This window comes from Burkholderia sp. Bp9031 (assembly GCF_003857965.1).
Taxonomy (GTDB): Bacteria; Pseudomonadota; Gammaproteobacteria; order Burkholderiales; family Burkholderiaceae; genus Burkholderia; species Burkholderia ambifaria_A.
Genome location: NZ_QTPW01000012.1, coordinates 79,795 through 97,709, shown reverse-complemented (window position 1 = coordinate 97,709; position 17,915 = coordinate 79,795). Strand labels below are relative to the sequence as shown.

At 68.1% G+C, this 17,915-nt stretch carries 17 protein-coding genes; 7 read left to right on the top strand and 10 right to left on the bottom strand.

Translation table 11 applies throughout. The features are described from left to right. Nucleotides 1-353: 353 nt before the first annotated feature. Entirely contained in the window at nt 354-1,163 is an 810-nt protein-coding gene (locus tag DIE15_RS17855) for a TlpA disulfide reductase family protein (protein WP_124833956.1), read from the bottom strand. Between the two features lie 299 nt (nt 1,164-1,462). Then, the gene (locus DIE15_RS17850; protein ID WP_057926316.1) at nt 1,463-2,446 is read right to left on the bottom strand and encodes a hypothetical protein; all 984 of its coding nucleotides are present in this window, start codon (nt 2,444-2,446) and stop codon (nt 1,463-1,465) included. A gap of 299 nt (nt 2,447-2,745) precedes the next feature. Between DIE15_RS17850 and DIE15_RS17845 the strand changes: the two genes are divergently transcribed. Beyond that, nucleotides 2,746-3,045 carry a helix-turn-helix transcriptional regulator gene (locus DIE15_RS17845; protein WP_057926317.1) on the top strand — a complete coding sequence of 100 codons (300 nt, stop codon included), beginning with the start codon at nt 2,746-2,748 and terminating at the stop codon, nt 3,043-3,045. Nucleotides 3,046-3,065: 20 nt separating this feature from the next. Then, a complete protein-coding gene (locus DIE15_RS17840) occupies nt 3,066-4,418 on the top strand; it encodes a pyridoxal-dependent decarboxylase (protein WP_124833955.1) in 1,353 nt (450 codons plus the stop codon). Nucleotides 4,419-4,470: 52 nt separating this feature from the next. Here DIE15_RS17840 and DIE15_RS17835 read toward each other — a convergent pair whose 3' ends face one another. After that, nucleotides 4,471-5,394 (bottom strand): LysR family transcriptional regulator, encoded by a 924-nt coding sequence (locus DIE15_RS17835; protein WP_124834004.1) that lies wholly within the window; start codon nt 5,392-5,394, stop codon nt 4,471-4,473. A 94-nt stretch (nt 5,395-5,488) separates the two neighbouring features. Between DIE15_RS17835 and DIE15_RS17830 the strand changes: the two genes are divergently transcribed. The 3 genes from DIE15_RS17830 (at nt 5,489) to DIE15_RS17820 (ending at nt 8,271) form a co-directional block, all read left to right on the top strand. Continuing rightward, a complete protein-coding gene (locus DIE15_RS17830; protein ID WP_057926448.1) occupies nt 5,489-6,712 on the top strand; it encodes a Zn-dependent hydrolase in 1,224 nt (407 codons plus the stop codon). Between the two features lie 138 nt (nt 6,713-6,850). Then, nucleotides 6,851-7,318: a cupin domain-containing protein gene (locus tag DIE15_RS17825; RefSeq protein ID WP_057926320.1), complete on the top strand. Its 468-nt coding sequence runs from the start codon at nt 6,851-6,853 to the stop codon at nt 7,316-7,318. A gap of 131 nt (nt 7,319-7,449) precedes the next feature. Then, on the top strand, nt 7,450-8,271 hold the full coding sequence (locus tag DIE15_RS17820; protein ID WP_124833954.1) for an SDR family NAD(P)-dependent oxidoreductase: 822 nt from the start codon (nt 7,450-7,452) through the stop codon (nt 8,269-8,271). 69 nt (nt 8,272-8,340) lie between these two features. On the opposite strand, the gene DIE15_RS17815 is transcribed toward DIE15_RS17820, so the two are convergent. The 4 genes from DIE15_RS17815 to DIE15_RS17800 all read right to left on the bottom strand — a co-directional run bounded on the left by DIE15_RS17815 (nt 8,341) and on the right by DIE15_RS17800 (nt 10,748). Continuing rightward, nucleotides 8,341-8,700, bottom strand: coding sequence for a TetR-like C-terminal domain-containing protein (locus DIE15_RS17815; protein ID WP_057926322.1), 360 nt, complete (start codon nt 8,698-8,700; stop codon nt 8,341-8,343). Nucleotides 8,701-8,750: 50 nt separating this feature from the next. Next, nucleotides 8,751-9,530 (bottom strand): 5'/3'-nucleotidase SurE, encoded by a 780-nt coding sequence (gene surE / locus DIE15_RS17810; RefSeq protein WP_057926323.1) that lies wholly within the window; start codon nt 9,528-9,530, stop codon nt 8,751-8,753. A 188-nt stretch (nt 9,531-9,718) separates the two neighbouring features. Next, entirely contained in the window at nt 9,719-10,021 is a 303-nt protein-coding gene (locus tag DIE15_RS17805) for an AzlD family protein (RefSeq protein ID WP_082664671.1), read from the bottom strand. Then, nucleotides 10,011-10,748: an AzlC family ABC transporter permease gene (locus DIE15_RS17800; RefSeq protein WP_124833952.1), complete on the bottom strand. Its 738-nt coding sequence runs from the start codon at nt 10,746-10,748 to the stop codon at nt 10,011-10,013. The genes DIE15_RS17805 and DIE15_RS17800 overlap by 11 nt, the downstream gene beginning before the upstream one ends. A gap of 124 nt (nt 10,749-10,872) precedes the next feature. On the opposite strand from DIE15_RS17800, the gene DIE15_RS17795 reads away from it, so the two are divergent. Continuing rightward, on the top strand, nt 10,873-11,331 hold the full coding sequence (locus DIE15_RS17795) for an Lrp/AsnC family transcriptional regulator (protein ID WP_006486309.1): 459 nt from the start codon (nt 10,873-10,875) through the stop codon (nt 11,329-11,331). Nucleotides 11,332-11,547: 216 nt separating this feature from the next. Then, nucleotides 11,548-12,117 carry a hypothetical protein gene (locus tag DIE15_RS17790; protein ID WP_057926325.1) on the top strand — a complete coding sequence of 190 codons (570 nt, stop codon included), beginning with the start codon at nt 11,548-11,550 and terminating at the stop codon, nt 12,115-12,117. Nucleotides 12,118-12,197: 80 nt separating this feature from the next. On the opposite strand, the gene DIE15_RS17785 is transcribed toward DIE15_RS17790, so the two are convergent. The 3 genes from DIE15_RS17785 to nirB are packed head-to-tail and all read right to left on the bottom strand — an operon-like array spanning nt 12,198 to nt 17,913. Further along, a complete protein-coding gene (locus tag DIE15_RS17785; RefSeq protein ID WP_124833951.1) occupies nt 12,198-15,035 on the bottom strand; it encodes a nitrate reductase in 2,838 nt (945 codons plus the stop codon). After that, nucleotides 15,032-15,430, bottom strand: coding sequence for a nitrite reductase (NAD(P)H) small subunit (locus tag DIE15_RS17780; protein WP_057926327.1), 399 nt, complete (start codon nt 15,428-15,430; stop codon nt 15,032-15,034). Before DIE15_RS17780 ends, DIE15_RS17785 begins: the two co-directional genes overlap by 4 nt. A gap of 32 nt (nt 15,431-15,462) precedes the next feature. Beyond that, nucleotides 15,463-17,913, bottom strand: a complete 2,451-nt coding sequence (gene nirB, locus DIE15_RS17775) for a nitrite reductase large subunit NirB (RefSeq protein WP_124833950.1) — start codon at nt 17,911-17,913, stop codon at nt 15,463-15,465. Between the last annotated feature and the right edge of the window lie 2 nt (nt 17,914-17,915).

Below are 17,915 nucleotides of genomic sequence, written 5' to 3'. Positions count from 1 at the left end.
CGTGCAACCACTCTAGCCGAGGTGGGGCACTTTCAGGTGCTGGTTAGGTGCGTTTTCATCGAAACGGATCATCAGCCGATGTCTTGCATGCCTGAAACCCAATGCTTTCGGGACGGACGCGTTGGCTGGCCAAATCGCTACTTCATTGCAGATGTGTCAGAAATCGTGTCGGTCGAATGCTTCGGCTCGTCAGCCGCACGTCGCATGAGGATGTCATTCGCGTCGTGCCGATAGCGTTCCCATTCACGCGCGAACGTCGCCGCATCATCCGCCAGCGCAAGCGCTTCCATCGCCGTACAGAGGCCCGATATATCGGGCTCGCCGATCCCTGCTTCACGCGTAAGGCGCCGCCGTCAGGGGCCGAAGCGTGCATTCACCGTGTCCTTCAACCGCGCGGCGGTGATCTCGCCCATATGCGATTCGACGAGATTGCCTTTCGCGTCGAAGAAGAGCGTTGTCGGCAGCCCGCGCGAACCGTAGGCCTTCATCGTGTGCAGCGTGCGATCGAGCAGCACGTGATCGAACCGCAGCCCCTTGCGTTCGAGGAACGCGCGAACGGTCTGCGCATCTTCGCCCTGGTTGACCATCAGCACCGTCACGTCCGGATGATCCTGCTGCGCCTGTGCGAGGATCGGCATTTCGCGTTGGCACGGCGCGCACCAGGTGGCCCACAGATTGACGACGGCGGGTTTGCCGGAAAAACGCTGCGGCGCGACGGGCGTCGCGTCGAGCGCTTCGAGCTGCATCGCGGCAAGCGGCGGCGCACTGTGCTGCAACGACGCGAGCGTGCCTTGCGCGATGCCCCATGCGGCGAGCCCCGCCAGCATGCCGGCCATCACAGGGCGACGCAGCGCGGGCAGGCGGCGCAGTCGCCAGCCGGCGAATAGGAATGCCGCGGCGAGGCCGATGCGCCAGTCGAAGCCGCCGTCGCCAAGCGCGACGATCGAGCGCGGTGCGGCCGAATACTCGGACCACCATTGAGCGACATAACCGACGCGTGCGGCGATTAGACCCAGCAGCAGCGTGTCGAGGATCAGGCTGGACGCGGTCTTGTGCTGGCCGTCCGGCGGGCGGCGCTGCATGAAACGGGCGATGAGCCACGCCAGCAGCGCGGCGGCGGCTACGGCGACGACGCGGATCGAGAAGGGACCGATGCTCAACATAGGAAGGAAAGGAAGTGACGTGACCGGGGCAGGCGGGACGATTGTCGGCCGGAGACGGTGAAACCATCAACGGGCAGGCGGCGTTTCGACACGAGGTCGTGCATGCGGGTTCCCTTCGCGCTCCCGACCGGGTGTTCTACATCCGGCCGTTCCGGTCGCCACCGCGTGCGCATCGTCAGGAGCACGTCATTTTCATCCGCCTGCAGTGCGAATCAGACTGGGCTGATGAGCAGCGGACGGCCGTTCGTCAACAATGGGCCGGCCGGATCGGGGTGGTGTTACCGGCGCTGGCCCGATCGCTAGCCGCCGAGCCGATATGCGGTAAAGAATTCGTACCACGGCGAGCCTTGCGCCGTCGGTACTCCGAGCGCCGACGTTCGCCGTTTCAGTGCCGTGAACACGTCGTTGATGCGCGCGGTTTGCGCGGCATCGCCGAACGGATGCGGCTTCGCCCTGCCGGCCGCGAACGCGCCGTAGGCGATCGCGAGCAGGCGCACGCTGTCGTCGATCGAGAATATCGAGCCGTTGATCGCTTCGACGAAGCGCGGCCGGTCCTCTTCACGCGCTGCGGCGATGCACTGAAACACGATCGCCGACACTTCGTGAAGGTCGTTCGCGCGCAGCAATGCCGGCAGGCGCGCGGCGATCCGGTCAGCCGGCTCTTCATGCAGCGCGGCGCCGAAGTCGAGCACGGCAGTCATCGGATTGCGGTCCTGCTTCACGCGATCGAGCGCCGACGCAGGCGAAGCGGCCGCCGCTTGCGCGTCATCGCCGGGCGAGGCCCGCAACGCGTCCGCCACCTGCTGCGTCCACTCGGGAAAGATCATCCGCACGTTGCCGAACTGCTCGCCGCCTTGCGCGGCCGGGTTCCATCGGTAGACGATCGTGCCGCCGTGAATGAACGGCGAATACAGGTGCTCGGGCGTTTGCGGCAGCGGCCGCCGGTTGATCGGCAGCCACGCGAGCGTCAGCCAGTCGTAGCGGCCGGTGGCGGGCACCGACGGGCTGGAACTCGCGACGACCTGCCAGGTGCCGCGGTTCGCATAGCGTCGGCGGGCATCGGGCACCGCGACGGTCTGCTGTTTCGCGGTATCGAAGTAGGTGGCGCCGGTCACGTTCGCGCCGCTGTCCGGGGCCGGCGTGAGGGTGGCGATGACCCACGACGCACCGTCGGCCGAACGATAGTCGGACGGCTGCAGCGTGGCGACATCGTGCACCATGCGCGTTTCGGCGGCGACGGGGCTCGGCGGGAGATGGGCGGGACCGGCGACGATACTCGGCATGGATTTCCTCGGAATCGGGTGCGTATCGGCGAACGCGAACCGAACGCAAACGATATGCGGCGGCGCAGGTTGTTTTCCGTAACTGTAGAACGTCGTGGCCGGAAACGGAAACCGGCCGCAGCGGCTACAGGTCGCGCAACCCGCTCACACGTTCCGCCGCTCGGGCTTGCCGTGCCGATCGGCGTCGACGCGCAGGGGCTCGCACCGCATCCGGACGACTGGCGCGATCGTCCGCCAAACCAGGTTGTCCACGTTTCGTCATTTAGCTAATATTCAAAACGTCAAACGAGGCCGAACCCATGGACGACGTCACCCGCATCAGCGCACTGGCCAACGAAAGCCGTCTGGCCGTGATGCGCTGGCTCAAGCAGCCGCGCAAGCACTTCCCGCCGCAGCCGCACGGCGACTTCGACGAACTCGGCGTGTGCTGCACCTACATCACTGAGAAGCTCGGCATCGCGCCGGCGACGACTACCCGCCACATGCGCATCCTCGCGGATGCCGGGCTCGTGCAGGCGACGCGCGTCGGCAAGTTCACGTACTACAGGCGGATCGACGATGCGCTGCATCAGTTGGGCCGCGATCTCCTGCAACTTTGACCTTCACCGAGGCAATCGACATGGATGAACTCGCCCTGCTGGCCGACGCCGACCGGCGCGCGCACGCGTATCTCGCCGCGACGAACGACCGGCGCACGTATCCCGACGCGGCCGCGCTCGCCGGCCTCGCGGCCTTCGACGAGCCGCTGCCCGACACGGGCCGCCCGGCCGGCGACATGCTGCGCCTGCTCGACGAACGCGGCACGCCCGCGACCGTCGCATCGAACGGCCCGAACTACTTCGGCTTCGTGATCGGCGCGACGCTGCCGGCCGCGGCGGCGGCCGAGCGGCTGATGCTCGCATGGGATCAATGCGCGTCGTCGTTCGTGAATTCGCCGGTGGCCGCGACGATCGAGCGGCAGGCCGCGCGCTGGGTCGTCGATGTGCTCGGGCTGCCCGAGGGCAGCGCGGTCGGCTTCGGGACGAGCGCGACGGCCTGCACGCTGGTCGCGCTGGTTGCCGCGCGGCGTGCGCTGCTCGCGCGCAAGGGCTGGGACGTCGACGAGGACGGCCTGATCGGCGCGCCCGAGGTCAAGGTCGTGGTCTCCGAGCTCGTGCACGTCACGGTGAAGAAGGCGCTGCGCGTGCTCGGCTTCGGGATGAAGCGCGTCATCGTCGCGCCGGTCGACACGCATGGCCGCATCGACCCCGCGGAACTGCCGCCGCTGGACGACATGACGATCCTCTGCCTGCAGGCCGGCGAAGTGAACACCGGCGAATTCGATCCGTTCGCGGCGCTGATTCCGCCTGCGAAGGCCGCCGGCGCGTGGGTGCACGTGGACGGTGCGTTCGGGCTGTGGGCGCGCGCGTCGTCGAAGCGCGTGCTGACCGAAGGCATCGACGGCGCGGACAGCTGGACGACCGACGGCCACAAGTGGCTCAACACGCCGTACGACGGCGCGATGGTGATCTGCCGCGACGCGGCCGCGCTCGCGAGCGCGATGAACAGCGATGCCGTCTACCTGAGCGGCGCGCAGGATGCGCAGAAGAACCTGAACCTCGAATTCTCGCGGCGGGCGCGCGGCATTCCGGTGTGGGCCGCGCTGCGCGCGCTCGGCCGCGCCGGCGTGGCGACGATGGTCGAGCGGCATTGCGTGCAGGCCGCGCGCGTCGCGGACGGCCTGCGTGCGGCCGGCTACGACGTGCTGAACCGTGTCGTGCTGAACCAGGTGCTCGTGCGCGCCGGCACCGACGACGAGACGATCGCGATCCTTCAGGCCGCGCAGGATTCGGGCGAGGTCTGGTTCGGGCAGACCGTGTGGCAGGGGCGGCCGGCGTTTCGGATCAGTGTGTCGTCGTGGCGCACCGAGGATGAACACATCGACCGCCTCGTCGCACTGCTGACGAAGCTGCGCGGCGTGCACGTGGGCTGAGCGGCAGCACTGCGCGCGCCCAGCGCGCGGCGCTTGTTGTGCGCTGCGTCGATTACGTGCCGTCGTCGTCCTTCCCCGGCACGCTCGCCGAGGCCGCCTTCAGGCATTCGATCAGATGCAGCGCGGCCGGCGTCAGCAACGCATGCCGCCGCATCACGATGGCGACGGTCAGCGCCGGCAGCGGCTCGACGAGATCGAGCGCGACGATCCCGCGCGACTTGCGTTCGACGTCGGCGAGCGGCCGTGCGAACACGCCGAGCGCATCCGTCTGCGACACGAGCCCGAGCGTCGCGGCAAACGACGGGCAGTGAAGCACCCGCTTCGGTGGCTCGAGTCCGGACGGCGCGAAGATCGAGCGCACCAGATCGTCGCCGCCTTCCCCGTAACGCGGCACACACCATTGCGCATCGCCAAGCTCGCGCAGCGAGCGCGCACGCGCCAGACGATGCCGGCTTCGTGCGACGACCACGAACGCCGTGCGGAACAGCGCAATGCTCGCGAATTCGTCGGGGTCCGGCATCGCGTTCGACAGTTGATGGGTGACGATGAAATCGAGCGAACCGTCGCGCAGCCGCGCGAGGTCCGTCGCGGTCAGCGCATCGTCGACGTTTACGGTCGCGCCGGGCAGCTTGCGCGTGAACGCGTCGAACGCACGCGGCAGGATCGTCAGCGCGACGGTCGGGCTGACCGCGATCGATACCGATCCGGTCGTGCCGAGCCGCAACTGCTCGATTTCGTCGCGCGTGCGCTGGAGTTCCTCGACGATCAGCCGTGCGCGAATCGCGAATGCGCTGCCGTAGTCGGTCAGCGCGACGCCCTTCACGCTGCGCATTACGAGCGGCACGCCGAGCTCGCCTTCGAGTTCGCGCACGATGCTGCTGACGGCCGGCTGCGTGACGCCGAGCGCGCGGGCCGCGCCGCGAATGGTGCGGTGCTCGGCGACCGCGAGAAACGCGTTGAGCTGCTTGAGCTTCATAGGTGACAAGGAAAAGTTATCGTATGAAACGAAATCTTGGATTTTTCTTATCGGATCGAGTGTATATGCTCGGGGCTTTTCGGGAGTGACCGCGATGATTCTCGTGAACCAGCAACGGCTGTGGGATTCGCTGATGGAGATGGCGAAGATCGGTGCGACCGCGCACGGCGGCAGTTGCCGGCTCGCGCTGAGCGCCGACGAGGTGCTCGGCCGGCAACGCTTCATCCGCTGGTGCGAGGAGGCCGGCTGCGAAATCCGCATCGATCCGATCGGCAACGTGTTCGCGCGCCGGCCCGGTACGCAGCCCGACGCGCCGGCCGTGATGTGCGGCAGCCATCTCGACACGCAGCCGCTCGGCGGCCGCTTCGACGGCGTCTATGGCGTGCTCGCGGGCCTCGAGGCGATTCGTGCGCTGAACGAGCACGGCATCGTCACCCGCCATCCGATCGACGTCGTCGCGTGGACCAACGAAGAAGGGTCGCGCTTCACGCCGGGCATGATGGGCTCGGCCGTCTACGCGGGTACGCTGGATCTCGACTACGCGCTGGCCCGGCCGTGCATGCAGACGGGCGTGCTGCTCGGCGACGAACTCGAGCGCACCGGCTTCGCCGGCCGCGAGCGCGAGCGGCAGATGCCGAAAGCCTATTTCGAAGCGCATATCGAGCAGGGCCCGGTGCTGGAGAACGCCGGCCTGCCGATTGGCGTCGTGACCGGCGTGCAGGGCATCTACGAACTCGACGTCACGGTGACCGGCTTCGAGTCGCATGCGGGCACGACGCCGATGAGCGTGCGCCGTGATGCAATGGGCGTGGCGGCCGCGATGATCGCCGCGATCGTCGACCATGGGCACGCGTTCGATGCCGATGCGCGCGTGACCGTCGGCCATGTCGCGTGCCAGCCGAACTCGCCGAGCACGATACCCGGCCTGGTCAAGTTCAGCGTCGACGTGCGCCATCCGTCGCTGCCGGCGCTGAAGCGGCTCGTCGCCGATATCGAGGCGATCTGTCGGGAGCGCATTCCGCTGCGCGGCACGCAGGTGCAGGTGCAGACCATCGCCGAATACGAGCCGGTGGTGTTCGACGCCGGGTGCGTCGCGCGCGTGCGGCAGGCGACGTCCGCCGCCGGCTATCCGTACATGGAGATGTGCAGCGGCGCGGGGCACGACGCGGTGAACCTGTCGTACGTCGCGCCGAGCGCGATGGTGTTCGTCCCGTGCAAGGCCGGGCTGAGCCACAACGAGGCCGAGGATGCCGATCCGGTGCACCTCGCGCAAGGCGCGTCGGTGCTGGCGAACCTGCTGGCGGATTGCGCGCGGTAGCGGTGTGCGTCGGGTGTGCGCCGGCATGCGCGCACGCCTTTCTCGTCTGCGCGAAAATGTCGGACAATAGCTCGGCATGCGCGCCGCGCCGGCCCGGGCGGCCCGTTCAATCGCTGCATTCACGCTGACGAGATCCCCATGTCCACGACACCTCCCCGGGAACTGCTGAAAGCTGCCGACATCGCGAAGATGGAGCCGACGCGCGCGGTGCATTCGCTGAATCCCAATGCCGTTCGCCTCAAAAGGCAACTCAGCGACCTGACCGGCCTCACGCAAATCGGCGCTCACCTGCTCACGCTGATGCCCGGTCACGAATCGGCCGAGTATCACCGCCACCTTTACGAGGAAGAATGCGTGTACGTGCTGTCCGGCACCGGCATCGCCACGATCGGTGAGCGCACTTTCGACATCGGGCCCGGTGATTTTCTCGGCTTTCCGCGCGGCGGCGATGCGCACACGTTGCAGAACACCGGCGATGTGCCGCTGCAACTGTTCATCGCCGGCCAGCGCCTCGAACACGACGTGTGCGAATACCCGAGAATCGGCAAGCGGCTTTACATCGCCGGCGAACTCGAAGCATTCGTCGATCTGCCGAAACAGCCGTAACCGCCGCGCCTTCGCATCGGCAGGCGGTACCGGCCGCGGCCGCGAGGCCGCCCCGGTTTCGCCGATGCAATCCCTGCGGCGCTTGTCGCCGCGCTTATGATGCGGGAACGCCACTGACAGGATTTCACGCCATGGACGCGCCGCATCCGCCGATGAACGCCCCGATCTCCGACACGGAACCAGAAACCGAAACCGTCGCCGAGCCGCGCGCATCGCGCGTGCATCGGCCTGTCGCACTCGTCACCGGATCGACGTCGGGGATCGGCGCGGCCATCGCGCGACGCCTGTCGGCGGACGGTTACGCGGTGATCCTGCATTCGCGCAGCTCCGCCGAGACCGGCCGCGCGATGGCGCGCGAACTCGGCGCGGCCTACGTGCAGGCCGATCTCACCGACGATGCGCAGCGCGTGCGGTTGATCCGCGACGCGCTCGCCGTGCACGGCCGGCTCGACGTGCTGGTCAACAATGCGGGCGTCAGCCGCGTGATTCCGCACGACGATCTCGCCGCCGCGACGCCCGACGTGTGGCGCGAGATGCACGAGATCAACGTGATCGCGCCGTTCCGGCTCGTTGCCGAAGCGCAGCCCGCGCTGCTCGAAGCGGCATCGAGCGGGCGGGCCGGTTGCGTCGTGAACGTCAGCTCGCATGCGGGCGTGCGGCCGAAGGGCGCGTCGATTCCGTACGCGGCGGCGAAGGCCGCGCTCAATCACACGACGCGCCTGCTTGCGCGCACGCTTGCGCCGGCAATTCGCGTCAACGCGGTGGCGCCGGGGCTCGTCGATACGCCGCTGACCGCCGACTGGACCGACGCGCAGCAGCTCTGGCGCGAGCGCGCGCCGATGCGGCGCGCGGCGACGCCGGACGACGTCGCGCAGACGGTCGCGATGCTCGTCGCATCCGACTACGTGACGGGCGAGATCGTGATGCTCGACGGGGGAATGAACCTGACGTGACGGGGCGCGGTCGACGCATGACGCGGCGCGCACCACCAGCGCCGGACGCCGCGTGCACGCATTCCCGCCTCATTGCCGCCCGGTGTCGGGAAACGCGTGCATCGAGAATTCGAAAGCGGCTTCCGCCAGCGTTTCGATATCCGATTGGCTGCCTTCCAGATGGCCATCGATCCATAGCACGGCGAAGCCGTGCACAAAACTGCGCACGCCGACGCTGAACGCGAGGATCTCCTGCTCGTCGAGCGTGGCGCCCACCATTCTCCGGATCGCCTCGGTCGTCACCACGCTGTTTTCGCGCCTGGCCTCGATGCGTTCGGCATGGTCCTTGTGCTGGGCCGCGAACCCGCCGTACCTGAGCCGGAACAACTCGGCGTGCGCATGCGCGCCGGCAAGCGCGAAGTGAAGGGTGCCGGCATCATGCGCCGGCACACGAAGCCGTCTGCCGGTTTCGCGGCTGGCCGGCCGGCCGGCCGCGCCGCTCAGCCCAGGCTCGACCGCAGCCGCGCCAGCGCCTGATCGTGCGTGCGTTCGAACTTCAGCGGCGTGACGGCGATATGGCCTTCGCCGAGCGCGACCGTTTCCGAATCCGCATCGTCGTCGCGCGGGGCGCGCGCCAGTTTCAGCCAGTGGTATTCGATGTCGCGCGGATCGCGCCCCGACACGATTTCGACGCCCTGCAGCGTGCCGGCGCCCTGGTTCGTCACCTTCAAGCCGCGCACGTCATCGGCCGGCCGCGCCGGGAAATTCACGTTGAGACACGCGTCGCGATCCCAGCCGGCCGCGACGAGCCGGCGAATCACGTCCGGCGCGTGCGTGCGCGCCGTATTCCACGGCACCGCGTTGCGGTCGCTGAATGCCTGGCTCAGTGCGATCGCCGGCACGCCGACCAGCATGCTCGTCATCGCGGCGCCGACCGTGCCGGAGAACACCGTTTCGGTGCCGAGGTTCGCGCCGCGATTCACGCCGGACAGCACGACGTCGGGCCGCGCGTCCTTCATCAGGTGGCTGACCGCGATCGCGACGCAATCGCCCGGCGTGCCGCGCACGGCGAAGCGGCGCTCGCCCTTGCGATGCACGCGCAGCGGTTCGTGCAGGCTCAGCGAATGCGACGTGCCGCTCTGGTCTTCCGCCGGCGCGACGATCCAGACTTCGCGCGCCAGTTGCGTGGCGACCTGTTCGAGCACTTCAAGGCCGGGGGCGTCGAATCCGTCGTCGTTGGTGAGCAGGACGCGGTCGAACAGCGGGTGGGTTTCTTGCATCGGGACGATCCTCGCAGATAGGTAATGAGAGGGGAAACGCATCGCGGGTACACCCGCAAGGCTAGCATTGCGTCGCGCTGCGTGTCGTGCCATGCGGTGCCGCGCCCGGTGCGCGCATGTGAAAACGGGCGCATGGCGCGCCCGTTTTGAGGTTCGATGTACCGCTCGCGCGGCGGGCAGGCGTTGCGCTATCCGAGCAGATACCGCAGCAGGCCGGCCGACGCGACACCGACGATGACGGTCGGCAGGATCGACAGGCGTGTCGCCGCGACCAGCGTGACGGCGAGCGCGAGCAGGTCGGCCGGGCGCGTCGATACGAAGGCCGGCGCGATCACCGAGATCAGCACGCAACCGGGCACGTTCTCCATCACCGATGCCATCCGCGGGCTCAGCGTGCGGTTGCGCAGCAGCACGTAGCCGAGCACGCGCGACAGATAGGTCGTCGACGCCATCAGCACGATGGTCGCCACCGTCGCGAAATCAGGCAGCATCGCGCGGCTCCCACAGCAGCGCGGCGATCAGCCCCGCGCACGCGCCGGCCGCGACGTACCACGCGCCGGGCACGGCCAGGTGGGTGGCGGCTGCGACGACGAGGCTCACGAACCACGGACGGCTCGCGCGCGCGCCCTTCCACATCCCGCGCAGCAGCACCAGAAACACGGCCGTAAACGCCATGTCGAAGCCGTACTGCTCGACGTTGCCGATCGTCGGGCCGACCGCCGCGCCGAGCGTCGTCATCGAGATCCACGTCAGGTAGAGCCCGGAACACACGCCGGCGTAATAGGGGACGCTGATATGCGTGGCCGAGCGCGAGCGCGCGTCGGCGAGCGACATTGCCCAGCTTTCGTCGCACATGAAGAACAGCGCGGCGAACGCGCGGCGGCGCGGCAGGCGCCGGATGTACGGCTCGAACGCCGCACCCATCAGGATGTGGCGCGAATTCACGAGGAACGACATCGCGACGATCAGTGCGATGTGCGGCGGCGACGTCCACAGATGGATCGCGGCGAATTCCGAGCCGCCACCGAAATTCAGGCCCGTCATCATCGGGACCTCGAACAGGCTCAGCCCTTTTTGCGCGGCCTGCGCGCCGAGTACCAGCGCGAACGGCACGAAACCCAGCATGACGGGCAGCGCCGCGCGCAATCCGCGACCCATCTCGGCGACATAGGCGGGCTTGTCGCGAAGCCCGGACGACGTTGAAACGCTACTGCTCATTACTCCTCCTTGGGGAGGAGGATTGTCTGCTTTTTTGACTCGAATCGGGTTGCGTTATAGCCAGAACTTCATGAGAATTTGGCATTGAACGAACGATTTTTGATTTTTTTGGAATTCAATGCCAATGAAGCTTGACGCTATCGATCGGCGGATCCTGAGCGCGCTGCAGCGCGACGGACGCATGCAGAACGTGGAACTCGCGCACGAGGTCGGGCTGTCGCCGTCGCCGTGCCTGCGGCGCGTGCGGCTGCTCGAGGAAGCGGGTGTGATCGAGAAATACGTGGCCGTGCTGAATCCGGCGAAGGTCGGCAAGGGGCTGACGATCTTCACGCGCGTGTGGCTGAAGGGGCAGGACGCGGAATCCGTGAACCGCTTCGCCGAGGCCGTCCAGCAGATGCCGGAAGTGGTCGAGTGTCACCTGATGGCCGGCGACTGCGATTTCCTGCTGCGCGTGGTGGCCGCCGACATCGACGACTACCGGCGCTTCCAGATGGAATACCTGACGCGCATTCCGGGCGTGCTGAGCGTGAAGACCGACATTCCGATGCAGAAGGTCAAGCTCACATCGGCGCTGCCGACGTAACGCGGCACGAGTGCGCAACGCCGGTTCGGCGAGTCGTCACCGGCCGGTGACAATCGACCGATACACTGGCGGGACAAGCCGCTTCGCCGCGCACCGGCTGCATCACGGTGCGACTTCGATGCGCAAGCAACTAACGGTCAACCGCAAGGCGATCGGGCAGGCGCGCTGCGCGCGATGCGATCCGCCGGGCGGTGCCTTTTCTGGGGCGAGCCATTCATGCAGCCATTCAACACGCCGTGGAATTCGCTGGAAATCGTCAAGCTCGTGCTCGGCGTGCTGACGCCGTTGTCGGTCGCGTGTCTCGGCTGGCTCGTCGCGCGCCGGCTGAAGCGGCTCGAGCTCGTGCAGTGGACCAACCAGCGGCTGATCGAGAAGCGGCTCACGCTGTACGACACGGTCGCGCCGCAGCTCAATGCGCTGCTGTGCTTCTACACGTGGATCGGCTACTGGAAGGACATCTCGCCGGACGACGTGATCCGCGCGAAGCGCGAGCTGGACCGCACGTTTCACATCTACCGCTACCTGTTCGACGACGACGTGTACGACGCGTATCACACGTTCATCCACGCGCTGTTCGAGATGCATACGGGGCCGGGGCGCGACGCGCGGATCCGTTCGCTGATCCAGGCGCCGGACGGCGACCGCAGCGTGCACGGCACGTATGAATGGAAGGCGGCGTGGGCCGAGCGGTTCTCGACCGCGAACGTGACGGACAAGGCCGACGTGCTGCGGCACTACACGCGGCTGATGGAGCGGCTGCGCGTGGCGCTCGGCGCGAATCGCTGACGATTGCGCACGCACATTGCGCGCCGGTACCGGAATTCGTGACCGGGCGGCGCGCATCGATCCTTTGTCGCGCGAGCCCGCTAAGACACGATCGCCTCGGCGCTCATTCGCCGCAACTCGGGTACGCACGAGCCGCACTGCGTGCCGCACTTGAGTTGCGCCTGCAAGCCCGCGAACCGCTCCGCAGGCGTCGCGGCCGCGGGGCATGCCGACAGCGCCGCACGAATCTCGCTCTCGCTGACGCCCAGGCAATTGCAAACCGCGCGGCCGCGTGCGGGTGCCGCCTGCAACGGCACGCGTCCTGCGAACAACAGCATCCGGCCGATCGCGCCGACGCTGGTACCGCTGTCGACATAGTCGCGCAGCACGGCCGCACTGTCCTCGGTTGCGCCCGCCGCGCCCGACACGGAGAACGCGGTCAGCACGCCGTCGACCACGCGCACGCGGCGGGCGGTGCCGCGCCGTGCGTCGCCGTAGCTCATCACGTCGATCGCATGTTCGGGCAAGCCGAGCAGCGCCTCGATCTCGCGGTGCAGTGCGACGGGCACCGGCTCGTACGCCGCCGCGCGCCATGCGAGCCCGCCACCGGCATCGGTGCCGAACGGCACGCAGCTCGCGTACGGGAATCGCGCGAACAGCGCACGCACCTCGCGCTGCCGCGCCAGCAGTTCGTCTGCGGCCAAGCGCGCGGCGATCAGCCAGCGCCACGGCAGGTCGGCCTTCAGCAGCTTGATCGCGGCGTGCTTCAGTTCCGGCTGGCGCGAGTGCGGGTCCAGCGCGGCCGAGGTCACCGTATTGACGCCGGCGCCGATGCGATTGCCAGCCACGCCGGACACGAACTCGTCGCCCCAGTGCATCGGCGTGAACGCCTGGCCGGGCGCGATCGCGTCGTCGGCGCGCGCGGGCAGCAGCATGCTGCCGCGGCGCGACGTCAGGTGCACGAAGTCGTGCGGGCCGATGCCCAGGCGCGCACAGTCCGCGGCGTTCAGGTCGACGCTCGGCGCCGGGGCGTGCGAGAACAGCTTCGGCACGCTGCCCGTGCGGCTGCAGCCGTGCCATTGGTCGCGCAGCCGGCCGGTGGTCAGCGCGAAGCGGAAGCGCGAATCGACCGGTTCCGCAACCGGCTGGTACGGCGTCGCGATGAAGCGGGCGCGGCCGTCGGCGGTCGGAAACCGTCCGTCGGCATACAGCCGGGCGGCGCCGTGCGCGGCGCCCGGCGGAAAGGGCCATTGCTGCGGGCCGGTGGCTTCAAGCTGCGGCCACGACAGGCCGCCGATGTCGCAATCGCGCCCGGCCGTCGTCGCACGATGCTCGTTCCATACCGCTTCCGTATCCGCATACGGAAACAGCGTGGCGCGGCCCGGCGCGAGCCGTGCCTCGAGCCGTTGGCCGACCTCCGCGGCGATCCGCCAGTCCGCGCGCGCGTCGCCGTACGGTTCGACGGCTGCCCGCACGCGCGAGATGCGCCGCTCCGAGTTGGTGACGGTGCCGTCCTTCTCGCCCCACGTCGCCGCGGGCAGCAGCACGTCGGCGTACGGCGCGGTGCCGGTATGCGCATATGCATCCTGCAGCACGACGAATTCCGCGCGGGCGAGCCCCGCGCGCACGGCCGCCTGGTTCGGCAGCGAGTGAGCCGGGTTCGTGCAGACGATCCATACGGCCTTGAGATCGCCTGCGGCGAGCCGGTCGAACATCTCGACCGCGGTCAGGCCGGGCTGCGCCGGCACGTCGTCGACGCCCCACAGCCGCGCGATTTCGGCACGATCGGCGGGGTTCGCGAGATCGCGATGCGCGGACGCGAGCGTCGCCATCCCGCCCACTTCGCGGCCGCCCATCGCGTTCGGCTGCCCGGTCAGCGAGAACGGCCCCGCGCCTGGCTTGCCGATCTGCCCGGTGGCCAGATGCAGGTTGATCAGCGCGACGTTCTTGTGCGAGCCGTCCGCCGACTGGTTCAGCCCCTGGCAGTACAGCGACAGCGATGGGCCGTCGGCGAACCAGCGCGCGGCTTTCACGATGTCGTCCGCGCGCAGCCCGCAGACCTGTGCCGCGACGGCCGGCGACCATTCGCGCACGCTGTCGCGTACCGCATCGAAGCCGTTCGTGTGCGCGTCGATGAATGCGCGGTCGAGCGAGCCGTCCCACACCAGCACGTGCAGCATCGCATTGAACAGCGCGACGTCGGTGCCGGGCTGCAGCGCGAGGTGCAGCGTCGCGTCGCTTGCGGAATCGGTTCGGCGCGGATCGGCGACGATCACCTTCATCGCCGGATTGCGCTCGCGCGCGGCTTCGAGCCGGCGGTACAGGATCGGGTGCGCGAACGCCGGGTTCGCGCCGGCGATCAGCACGGTGCCCGCGTGATCGAGATCGTCGTAGCTGCATGGCGGCGCGTCGGCGCCGAGCGATTTCTTGTAGCCGACCACGGCCGAGCTCATGCACAGCCGCGAATTCGAATCGATGTTGTTGGTGCCGATCAAGCCCTTCGCGAGCTTGTTGAAGACGTAGTAATCCTCGGTCAGCAGTTGGCCGGAAATGTAGAAGCCGACCGCATCGCGGCCGTGCTGCTCGACGATCCGCGCGAAGCGCGCGGCGACGTGATCGAGTGCGTCGTCCCACGACACGCGCGTGCGCGACGCGTCGCGCGCGTGCCGCAGTTCGGGATGCGTCGCACGGGTCTGCGCATAGCGTTCGGGCGCGGCGGTCAGGTGCAGCGTGCTGCCTTTCGAACACAGCCGGCCGAAATTCGCCGGATGGTCGGGGTCGCCACGCACGCCGACGATCTTGCGCCGTCCGTCGCCATCGCCGGTCGTCTGGATGATCACGCCGCAGCCGACGCCGCAGTAGCAGCAGGTCGAATGCGTTTCGCGCAGGTCGGCGTCTTGGTGAGCGTTGCGATCGAGTACTGCTGCCATTCCCGTCATGCAGCGTGCCCTGGTGCGACGCACGCGGGTGCGCCGGATGCGTCGTCGCCGATCGCGAGCGACGCGAGTTCGCTGCGCCGGAGCAGCACGGCGTCGCCGTCGCACGCGACGCTGAACACGGGCGTACAGCCGTCGTCGGGCGGCAGCGCGCAGCCGTTGCCGAACGCGACGTTGAAGCCGTGCAGCGGGCACGTCACCTGTTCGCCGTGCACGATGCCCTGCGACAGCGGGCCGCCGCGATGCGGACAGCGGTCGAGCAGCGCGAACACGCGGTCGCCCGCGGTGCGAAACAGCGCGACGGGCGCGCCTTCGGGCCGCTTGACGACGCGTGCGCCGAGCGGGGGAATGTCGTCGATCCGGCAGACCGCGATCCAGTCGGGTTCGAAAGTGGTCATCTTGAGGTTTCCTGGCGGTGGCAGTGGCGGCGTCAGCGGCCGGCCGTTTCGACGGCGATCGGGATGAACTGGCGCAGGTCGACCTGTGCGTCGTCGGTGTCGTGCCACGGATCGGGCTCGTCCTTCAGCGCGAACTGCAGGCGTTCCCACAGCGCCGAGCGGTTGTCGGCATCGTCGAGCACGCGCGCTTTCACGTAGTCGAGCCCGACGCGTTCGAGATAGTGCACGGTGCGCTCCAGATACCAGCCTTCCTCGCGATAGAGCTGTAGGAACGCGCCAGCATGCTCGAGCACTTCCTCGTGCGTCTTCACCTTGCAGAAGAACTGCGCAACCTCGGTCTTGATCCCGCCGTTGCCGCCGACGTAGATTTCCCAGCCGGAATCGACGCCGATCACGCCGACGTCCTTGATCCCCGATTCCGCGCAGTTGCGCGGGCAGCCCGACACAGCCAGCTTGACCTTGTGCGGCGCGTACATCCGCCACAGCGCGCGTTCGAGCTGCTGGCCCATCAGCGTCGAATCCTGCGTGCCGAAGCGGCACCATTCGGAGCCGACGCAGGTCTTCACGGTGCGCAGCGCCTTCGCATAAGCATGGCCGCTCGGCATCCCGAGGTCGTGCCATACACCCGGCAGGTCCTCCTTCTTCACGCCGAGCAGGTCGATGCGCTGCCCGCCCGTGACCTTGACGGTCGGAATCGCATATTTGTCGACGACATCGGCGATGCGGCGCAGCTCGTCGGCGGTCGTCACGCCGCCCCACATGCGCGGCACGACCGAATAGGTGCCGTCCTTCTGGATGTTCGCGTGCGCGCGTTCGTTGATGAAGCGCGATTGCGGATCGTCCTTCGCCTCGTGCGGCCAGGTGCTGATGCAGTAGTAGTTCAGTGCAGGGCGACAGGTCGAGCAGCCGTTCGGCGTGCGCCATTCGAGGAAGTGCATCGCGGCCGGCACCGACAGCAGCTTGTGCTCGCGAATCGCCGAGCGCACTTCCGCATGCGTGCGGTCGGTGCAGCCGCAGACCGGCTTCGCCTTCGGCGACGCGGAATAGTCGCCGCCGAGCGTCGACATCAGGATCTGTTCGACGAGGCCCGTGCAAGAACCGCACGACGCGGATGCCTTCGTGTGCTTGCGCACGTCTTCGAGCGTGAAGAGTCCCTTCTCCTTGATCGCGCCGACGATCGTGCCCTTGCAGACGCCGTTGCAGCCGCATACCTCGGCGGTGTCGGCCATTGCCGCCGCGTGCGTGACGCCGCTGTGCCCGGTGTCGCCAAGGCTCGTCTCGCCGAACATCAGCGTGTCGCGGATGTCCGCGATGTTGCGGCCCTCGCGCAGCAGCTTGAAATACCACGCGCCGTCGGCGGTGTCGCCGTACAGGCACGCGCCGACGATCCGGTCTTCCTTGACGACGATCTTCTTGTAGACGCCCGCGAGCGGATCGGACAGCGTGATGTCTTCGGTGCCTTCGCCGCCGAGGAAGTCGCCCGCGGAATAGAGATCGATGCCGGTGACCTTCAGCTTCGTCGACGTGACCGAGCCGGCGTAGCGGCCGATGCCGAATTCCGCGAGATGGTTCGCCGCGACCTTGGCCTGCTCGAACAGCGGAGCGACGAGCCCGTACGCGATGCCGCGGTGGCTCGCGCATTCGCCGACCGCGTAGATGCGCGGGTCGTAGGTCTGCATCGTGTCGCTCACGACGACGCCGCGATTGCAGTAGAGCCCCGTGCTTTCCGCGAGTTCGGTGTTCGGCCGGATGCCGATCGCCATCACGACGAGATCGGCTTCGATCGAATCGCCGTCGGCGAAGCGGACCGCGCGCACCCGCTTGCCGTCCGGGCCGTCGGCCTCCAGCGCGGCAGTCTGCTTCGACATCAGGAATGCCAGGCCGCGCGCTTCCAGCGACTTGCGCAGCAATTCGCCCGCGGTCGCGTCGAGCTGCCGCTCGAGCAGCGTTGGCGCGAGGTGGACGACCGTCACGTCCATGCCGCGCAGCTTCAGGCCGTTCGCGGCCTCGAGGCCGAGCAGCCCGCCGCCGATCACGACCGCACGTCGATACTGCGACGATGCGTCGATCATCGCCTGCGTGTCGGCAATGTCGCGATAGCCGAGCACGCCGTCGAGCCCGATTCCGGGGATCGGCAGCATGAATGGATTCGAGCCGGTCGCGAGCAGCAGGCGGTCGTACGGTGCCTCGGTGCCGTCGTTGGCCACCACGACCCGGCGCACGCGGTCGATCTTCACGACCTTGCGGCCGGTCAGCAGCTTCACGCCGTGCCGTTCGTACCACGCGTAATCGTTCAGGACGATCTGTTCGAGCGTCTGCTCGCCGGCCAGCACCGGCGACAGCAGGATCCGGTTGTAGTTCGGATGCGGCTCCGCGCCGAACACCGTGACGTCGTACAGATCCGGGGCCAGCTTGAACAGTTCTTCGAGCGTGCGTACGCCCGCCATCCCGTTGCCGACCATCACCAGCTTCATCTTCCGCATTA

Bases quoted from the DNA above. Each gene is read 5' to 3' on its own strand.
- DIE15_RS17840 (WP_124833955.1), top strand. From the start codon at position 3,066: ATGGATGAACTCGCCCTGCTGGCCGACGCCGACCGGCGCGCGCACGCG.
- DIE15_RS17845 (WP_057926317.1), top strand. From the start codon at position 2,746: ATGGACGACGTCACCCGCATCAGCGCACTGGCCAACGAAAGCCGTCTG.
- DIE15_RS17835 (WP_124834004.1), bottom strand. From the start codon at position 5,394: ATGAAGCTCAAGCAGCTCAACGCGTTTCTCGCGGTCGCCGAGCACCGC.
- DIE15_RS17830 (WP_057926448.1), top strand. From the start codon at position 5,489: ATGATTCTCGTGAACCAGCAACGGCTGTGGGATTCGCTGATGGAGATG.
- DIE15_RS17805 (WP_082664671.1), bottom strand. From the start codon at position 10,021: ATGCTGCCTGATTTCGCGACGGTGGCGACCATCGTGCTGATGGCGTCG.
- DIE15_RS17790 (WP_057926325.1), top strand. From the start codon at position 11,548: ATGCAGCCATTCAACACGCCGTGGAATTCGCTGGAAATCGTCAAGCTC.
- DIE15_RS17795 (WP_006486309.1), top strand. From the start codon at position 10,873: ATGAAGCTTGACGCTATCGATCGGCGGATCCTGAGCGCGCTGCAGCGC.
- DIE15_RS17785 (WP_124833951.1), bottom strand. From the start codon at position 15,035: ATGACGGGAATGGCAGCAGTACTCGATCGCAACGCTCACCAAGACGCC.
- DIE15_RS17850 (WP_057926316.1), bottom strand. From the start codon at position 2,446: ATGCCGAGTATCGTCGCCGGTCCCGCCCATCTCCCGCCGAGCCCCGTC.
- nirB (WP_124833950.1), bottom strand. From the start codon at position 17,913: ATGCGGAAGATGAAGCTGGTGATGGTCGGCAACGGGATGGCGGGCGTA.
- surE (WP_057926323.1), bottom strand. From the start codon at position 9,530: ATGCAAGAAACCCACCCGCTGTTCGACCGCGTCCTGCTCACCAACGAC.
- DIE15_RS17800 (WP_124833952.1), bottom strand. From the start codon at position 10,748: ATGAGCAGTAGCGTTTCAACGTCGTCCGGGCTTCGCGACAAGCCCGCC.
- DIE15_RS17825 (WP_057926320.1), top strand. From the start codon at position 6,851: ATGTCCACGACACCTCCCCGGGAACTGCTGAAAGCTGCCGACATCGCG.
- DIE15_RS17820 (WP_124833954.1), top strand. From the start codon at position 7,450: ATGGACGCGCCGCATCCGCCGATGAACGCCCCGATCTCCGACACGGAA.
- DIE15_RS17855 (WP_124833956.1), bottom strand. From the start codon at position 1,163: ATGTTGAGCATCGGTCCCTTCTCGATCCGCGTCGTCGCCGTAGCCGCC.
- DIE15_RS17780 (WP_057926327.1), bottom strand. From the start codon at position 15,430: ATGACCACTTTCGAACCCGACTGGATCGCGGTCTGCCGGATCGACGAC.